Source organism: Streptosporangium sp. NPDC000563, from assembly GCF_040299985.1.
Taxonomy (GTDB): Bacteria; Actinomycetota; Actinomycetes; order Streptosporangiales; family Streptosporangiaceae; genus Streptosporangium.
Window position 1 is genome coordinate 22,982 of sequence record NZ_JBEPDA010000047.1, and the last position, 6,431, is coordinate 29,412.

Here is a 6,431-nt window from a genome sequence, read left to right on the forward strand (position 1 = left end):
AACACGCTTGAGGGGATTCGAAGAGGACCGGGCGAGGTTCGGCCGGGCCATGTCGGACGGGGGTTCGGCGAGAGTTCGGCGAGAGTTCGACGGGGGCTTGATGGGACTCGTCGGGCTGGGACGAGGATGACGGTGACCACACTCGACAGGGCGAGGCGGATATGACGACGAACACGTCCGAAGGGCTGAAGGCGATCGTCGCCGACCCGGCGGGGGCGGTGATCGGGCTCGACTTCGACGGCACGCTGTCCCCGATCGTCCCCGATCCCGCGGCGGCGAGGATCCACCCCGGCGGGGCCGAGGTGCTGGGCAGGCTCGGCCGCCTGGTCGGCGCCGTGGTGATCGTGACCGGCCGCCCCGCCGCCACGGCCGTCGAGTACGGCTCCCTGACCGAGGTCCCCGGGCTGGTCGTACTCGGGCACTACGGCCTCGAACGCTGGGAGGCGGGCGCGCTCGCCGCCCCGCCCGTGCACCCGGGTCTCGACCTGGCCAAAGGCGGGCTCGTCTCGCTCGTCGCGGGGATCGAGGGGGTGCGGATCGAGGACAAGGAGCGGTCGGTGGCCGTGCACACCAGGCAGGCGGCCGATCCGTGGGCGACGCTCGACGCGCTGCGCGAGCCGGTCGCCGCGCTGGCGGCGGGGGCGGGGCTCACGGTGGAGCCGGGCAAGTTCGTGTTGGAGCTGCGCCCGCCGGGGACGGACAAGGGGGTGGCGCTGAGCGCCTTCCTGGGCGAGCGGGCCGCTCGGTCGGTGCTGTTCGCGGGGGACGACCTGGGAGATCTCGCGGCGTTCGCGGCCGTGCGGGCCTCGGGTCTGCCGGGCGTGACGGTGTTCAGCGGATCGCCGGAGATCGAGGTCGAGGCCGACATCGTGGTGGAGGGACCCCCGGGGGTCCTGGAGCTTCTCACCTCGATCGCCGACGCCGTCGAGCGCGAGGCGTAGGAGGAACGCCCGTTCAGGCCGGTTCGCCCACGCTCCTCAGGGAACGTTCGCCCGCGGTGACGAGCAGTCCCGCGACGGCGAGCCCGATCAGGGCGGGGACCATGAGGAACGCCCGCTGGGTGCCGAACCCGTCGGCCAGCGCGCCCAGCAGGAACGGCCCGGTTCCCACCGCGAGCCCGGAGAAGATCGCGGCCATCGCCGACGCGCGGTCCCGCCGCCCGCCGGAGGTGGCGAGCAGCCGCGACAGTGCCATCGGGAAGTGCAGCGCCACCCCCAGCCCGGAGACGGCGAGACCCGCGTAGGAGAAGACCGGGTCCGTGCTCAGCCAGAAGATCGCCCACCCGACGGCCGCGACCAGGAGGGCGCCGAGGAACAGCGCGGTCGGCGGGATGCGCAGGGCGAGCCACGCCCCGGCGATCCGCCCGGCCGCCATCCCGGCGGTGAACGCCGCGACCGCGGTCGCGGCCACCGCCGCAGGCAGTCCCGTCTGGTCGGAGAACAGCTTGGCCGCCCACAGGTTGAAGCAGAACTCCATCGCGACGCAGCAGAACAGCACGGTCGCGGCGAGATAGAACCGCCAGCCGAAGCGGGCACCGCCGTCCGTGGCGGTACCGCCGACGGTCTTCTCCGGTTCGGGGATCCGTACGCGACCCATGGCCAGCGCGAGCAGCGCGGCCAGCACGGAGGTCACCAGCAGCGCGGCCCGCCAGCCGAGGGCGCTCTGCGCGGCGGTGCTGACCACGAAAGGGACCCCGATGCCGACGATCACGCAGACGGCGTTGGCCTCGCTGATCGCCGCCGGACCCGCGGGACCGTGCCGATCGTCGAGCGCGGCCATGCCCGGGAACAGGACGAGCGCGGACAGCGCGCCGGCGACGCCGTACCCGAGAAGGGTGACCGGCAGCACGGTGGGGGCCGCCGCGACCATGAGCGTGCCGGAGCTTATCCCGGCCATCCCGGTCCAGATGGCGGCCTGCCGCCCGATCCTTCCCACCACCCAGGGCAGGACGAGACCGGTGACGATGCCGCCGGCGGCCATCGCGGTCCCGTGCAGCCCGGCGACCGCCTGGGAGACGCCCTGGTCGAGGCGGAGCAGCGGGAGCGCGGAGCTGAGGCCGTACAGGTAGGTGGCGAAGACGCCGAACTGGAGGTAGATCAGCCAGGTCGCGCGGTCGCGGATCAGCCGGACGTGCGCGGTCGCGGTCAACTCGGTCTCCCGTGCACCAAAAAGTGAAATAGCCGCCAAAATTATCTCATGTGGGGCTAAAACCGGCCAACGATTTTGATCGTCACCCGAGGGCGTCGAGCTGCTCGGCGAACCACCGGTGCGGGGGGAGCGCGGTCGCCGCGGCGGCGAGCAGGACACCTCTCCTGGAACGCTCGGCCGAAGGCATCGTCAGGCCCTCGTGCAGCGCGGCGGCCGTGGCCGAGACGTCGTAGGGATTGACCGTGAGCGCGTGCTCGCCCAGCTCGGCGGCGGCACCCGCCTCCCGCGACAGCACCAGCGCGCTGTGCGGAGACAGGACCGGCCCCTCCTTCGCCACCAGGTTCATGCCGTCGCGGATCGGGTTCACCAGCAGCACGTCCGCCAGCCGGTAGGCGGCGAGCGAGCGCGGGTAGTCGTCGTTGACGTTGAGGATGAGCGGATCCCAGTCCTCGGTTCCGTACTCGTCCTCGATCTCCTTCGCGCAGCGCTGCACCGCCGCGGTGTACTCGCGGTATTCGGGCAGGTCGTGCCGGGAGGGGTAGGCGAAGGCGAGGTGGGTGACCCGGCCGTGCCACTCCGGGTAGGTGGCGAGGAACTGCTTGTAGGCGAGCAGGCCCCGCACGATGTTCTTCGACAGCTCCGTCCTGTCGATCCGCACGATCAGCCTGCGGTCGCCCACCTGGTCGCGGAGCGCGGCCATGTGCGACTCCACGTCGGGCTCGGAGGCCCGGGTCCACAGCGCCTTGCCGTCCACCCCCAGGCTGTGGGTGCCGATCCTGGTGGTCCTGCCCGCGTGCGTGACCGTACGCTCCCCGCGGTCGACCCGCGCCCCGAGCACCGCCTCGCAGCAGTCCATGAACGCCCCGCCCCAGCGGTCGGTGAGGAAGCCCGCGTGGTCGGCGCCGAGGATGCCTTCGAGGAGCTCGGTCGCCACGTCGTCGGGGAGCAGGCTGAAGTATTCCGGCGGGGCCCACGGCGTGTGCGAGAAGTGCGCCACCCGCAGGTCGGGGCGCTCCCCCCTGAGCATCGCCGGGGCGAGACTCAGGTGGTAGTCCTGCACCATCACCCGCGCCCCGTGCGGGGCCTCCTCGGCCAGCGCCATCGCGAACGCCTCGTTGTAGGCCTGGTACGACTCCCACTCCCTGCGGAACCTGGCGTCGAAGTGCGGCCGGTTGGGGGTGTCGTAGAGGAGGTGGTGGACGAACCACAGGGTGGAGTTGGCGACCGCGTTGTAGGCGCGGTGGAAGGTCGCCGGGGGGATGTCGAGCATCCGCACCGTCCCGGTGTCGTAGCCCGCCTGGTCGAGCCGGCCGCCGGGCGCGAGCCGCACGGCGCCGCGATCGCCGTCGGACAGTGCCGCGCAGACCCACAGGGCGTTGACGTCCCTCGCGACCTCCGACAGGCCGGAGACCAGGCCGCCACCTCCCCTGCGCATGGACAGTGAGCCGTCCTCGGAGAGGGTGAAGGAGACGGGGCCGCGGTTGGAGGCCACCAGGATCGCGCTCATGAGATCCCTTCACTGGCTGGGGACACGCCTGTTTTCGAAGGTTAACCGGCACCTGACCGGGCTGTCCTCGCCCTTCGGGTCAACGAAAGAACGGTGTTCAACGAATTGTGTCAGCTCTTGTCGGCAGGTGAAGTGATGAGGCCCGACGTATCACCTTTTTGGCGGCGAGAAGGGGAGGGCTTTGGCAGGGAGAGAAGGGGAGGGCTTTGGCAGGGAGAAGGGGAGGGGCGCCGTCCGAGGGCCGGACCATAGGATGTCCAGCGACCGTGACCGCTGATGGGGGCCCGTGATGGCGCTGGACGAGACGACCGAGGACCTGGCCCGATCGGCCGCCCAGGGCGACCACCGCGCGCTCGGTGAGCTGCTGAGGCGGATCGAGCCCGCCGTGCTCAGGCACTGCGGCCGGATCCTTCCCTTCAGGCAGGACGCCGAGGAGGCCTGCCAGGACACCCTGCTCGCGGTGGCGCGCAACATCGGCCGGTTCGAGGGGCGTGCCCGGTTCAGCACCTGGCTGCACATCGTGACCGCCAACTGCGCGAGGACCACCTACCGCTCGCTGAAGCGCCGCGCCGCCGAGCAGAGCTCGGACGAGCTGCCGCTGCAGAAGCCGGACGTCGCCCGGGTGAGCGTGATCGCCGGGTCCCGGCTGGACCTGCTCGACGCGATGGAGGCGCTGGAGGCCGAGAAGCCGGAGCTCGCCCAGGCGCTGGTGCTGCGTGACATCTGCCAGCTCGACTACAACGAGGTCGCCGAGCAGCTCCGGATCCCGCTGGGCACCGCCAAGTCGCGCATCCACCAGGCGCGCAAGTACGTCCAGGGCGCCCTGGGCGACGCCTACGGCTTCTGATCCCGACTTCGATCCCGGCTGCCCGGTCCGGGTCTGTCCTGGTCATCCGGCCCCGGGGTTGATCTCGACCGTCCGATTCGAGAAGGGCAGCCCGATTCGGGAAGGGCCGGATGGTTCTGGAAGGGTCAGGGCCGGTGGGAACCGTTCGTGAACACTTTCCGCGTGGTGCGTGGCTTCGGCGGCCTTGCCTGATCTAAAGTGACGTTGCCCGCGTCACATGATCAATGGGTGACATGTGGTGATCTCCCCTCGCGCTTCACAGGCAAAGGTCGAGGAGAACCCACATGTCCCGCAGGCACGCCCTCATCGCATCATGCGCCCTGACCGCCACCGCGCTCGCCCTGGCCGCCGTACCGGCCGGAGCCGAGCGTGAGGCGGCGGCTGCCCCGGCCACGCGCGTCATCCCGTCCGCCGATGTGGCCGTGCCGATCGTTTCGGCCGCGCTGAAACCGTCGCCCGCCATGCTGAAGGCGCTTGAGCGCGACCTTCGGCTGACTCCGGCCGAGGCTCGCGAACGCCTGCTCAACGAGGCCCGCCTCACCCCGATCGCGTTGCGGATGGCCGAAAGACTCGGTCCCCGTTTCGGCGGTGCCTGGCTTCGGGGAACCACCGCGGACACCCTGGTGACGGCCACCACCAGTGACACCGATATCCCCTCGATCCTCGCGGCGGGCTCCGAGGCACAAATCGTCCCCAGGTCACTGGCGGAGCTCAAAGCGATCCAGTTGAAGCTCGACCTCTCCCCGAACCACTCGCATTACGTGGCGGGCGTGCGTTATGTCGACGTGAAAAGGAACAAAGTAGTCATCCTCTCCCTGAATCCCGAGGCGGCCGAGAGCATCGTCCTGGGCAGCGACGTGGACGAGAGCGCGGTGCAGGTGGTGCCCGCCGCCGAGGCTCCTCTGCCCCTGTACGACCTGGTGGGCGGCAACGCCTACTACATCGGTTCCACCAGTCGCTGTTCGATCGGCTTCCCCGTGCTCAAGGGTACCCAACCGGGCTTCGTCAGCGCGGGCCACTGTGGAAAGGCCGGCGACACCACCACCGGCTTCAACCGAGCCATCCAGGGCGTCTTCCAGGCGTCAACCTTCCCCGGCCACGACTACTCCTGGGTCATGGTCAACGCCGACTGGACCCCCACCTCGTCGGTGGACGACGGCCAGGGCGGCGTCGTGTCCGTCGCCGGAGCCACGCCCGCCATCGAGGGGGCCTCGGTCTGCCGGTCCGGCTCCACCACCGGCTGGCACTGCGGCCTCATCCAGCAGCGCGGCGCCAGCGTCACCTATCCCCAGGGCACCGTCTCCGGGGTGACCCGCACCAGCGTCTGTGCCGAGCCGGGGGACTCGGGCGGCTCCTTCATCTCCATCGACCAGGCCCAGGGCGTCACCTCAGGCGGCTCCGGCGACTGCGACCAGGGGGGCACCACCTATTTCCAGCCGATCGGCCCGATCCTCACCGCCTACGGCCTGACCTTGAGGACCGTCGCGGGCAATCGGCCACCGTCGGCCCCGAGCACCTGCACCGGCTTCCCGAACACCTACACCGGCACCCTGGCCACCGGCGCGGCCGCCTACCAGCCCAAGGGCCGTTACTACAGGTCGACCACGGGGGGCGCCCACTCCGCCTGCCTGGCCGCCGCCGACGGCGCCGACTTCGACCTGTATCTGCAGAAGTGGGACGGCAGGAGCTGGGCGGTCGTCGCCACCTCCGACGGCCCGGGCGCCAACGAGAACATCTCCTACACCGGCACGGCCGGCTACTACCGCTATCGGGTGGTCTCCTCGTCCGGCTCCGGCGCGTACACCCTGGGGTTCAAGGCGCCGTGACCGCCGACCGGACGCCGCCCGCGGGGCGCGTCCGGCGACGACCGGAAGGGGGCGGCTGCTCCCGGTGGTAGAGCCCGGCCAGCTCCCGTCCGGCCGGGGTGCC

Annotated in this window: 5 protein-coding genes; 3 read left to right on the plus strand and 2 right to left on the minus strand. The window is 71.0% G+C overall.

Going from position 1 to position 6,431, the window contains the following annotated elements; all coding sequences use genetic code 11:
• Positions 1 to 161: 161 nt before the first annotated feature.
• Complete coding sequence (gene otsB, locus ABT352_RS39970; protein ID WP_350950278.1) at positions 162 to 941, plus strand: trehalose-phosphatase; 780 nt, start codon at positions 162 to 164, stop codon at positions 939 to 941.
• Between the two features lie 13 nt (positions 942 to 954).
• On the opposite strand, the gene ABT352_RS39975 is transcribed toward otsB, so the two are convergent.
• Together ABT352_RS39975 and ABT352_RS39980 are read right to left on the minus strand one after the other, a co-directional pair.
• On the minus strand, positions 955 to 2,148 hold the full coding sequence (locus tag ABT352_RS39975) for an MFS transporter (RefSeq protein WP_350950279.1): 1,194 nt from the start codon (positions 2,146 to 2,148) through the stop codon (positions 955 to 957).
• Positions 2,149 to 2,230: 82 nt separating this feature from the next.
• Entirely contained in the window at positions 2,231 to 3,655 is a 1,425-nt protein-coding gene (locus tag ABT352_RS39980) for an alpha,alpha-trehalose-phosphate synthase (UDP-forming) (protein WP_350950280.1), read from the minus strand.
• A 289-nt stretch (positions 3,656 to 3,944) separates the two neighbouring features.
• On the opposite strand from ABT352_RS39980, the gene ABT352_RS39985 reads away from it, so the two are divergent.
• Entirely contained in the window at positions 3,945 to 4,502 is a 558-nt protein-coding gene (locus ABT352_RS39985) for an RNA polymerase sigma factor (RefSeq protein ID WP_350950281.1), read from the plus strand.
• Positions 4,503 to 4,786: 284 nt separating this feature from the next.
• Positions 4,787 to 6,328 carry a S1 family peptidase gene (locus ABT352_RS39990; protein ID WP_350950282.1) on the plus strand — a complete coding sequence of 514 codons (1,542 nt, stop codon included), beginning with the start codon at positions 4,787 to 4,789 and terminating at the stop codon, positions 6,326 to 6,328.
• Positions 6,329 to 6,431: the final 103 nt, after the last annotated feature.

Coding starts and splice junctions, on each gene's coding strand:
- otsB (WP_350950278.1), top strand. CDS start 162: ATGACGACGAACACGTCCGAAGGGCTGAAGGCGATCGTCGCCGACCCG.
- ABT352_RS39980 (WP_350950280.1), bottom strand. CDS start 3,655: ATGAGCGCGATCCTGGTGGCCTCCAACCGCGGCCCCGTCTCCTTCACC.
- ABT352_RS39985 (WP_350950281.1), top strand. CDS start 3,945: ATGGCGCTGGACGAGACGACCGAGGACCTGGCCCGATCGGCCGCCCAG.
- ABT352_RS39990 (WP_350950282.1), top strand. CDS start 4,787: ATGTCCCGCAGGCACGCCCTCATCGCATCATGCGCCCTGACCGCCACC.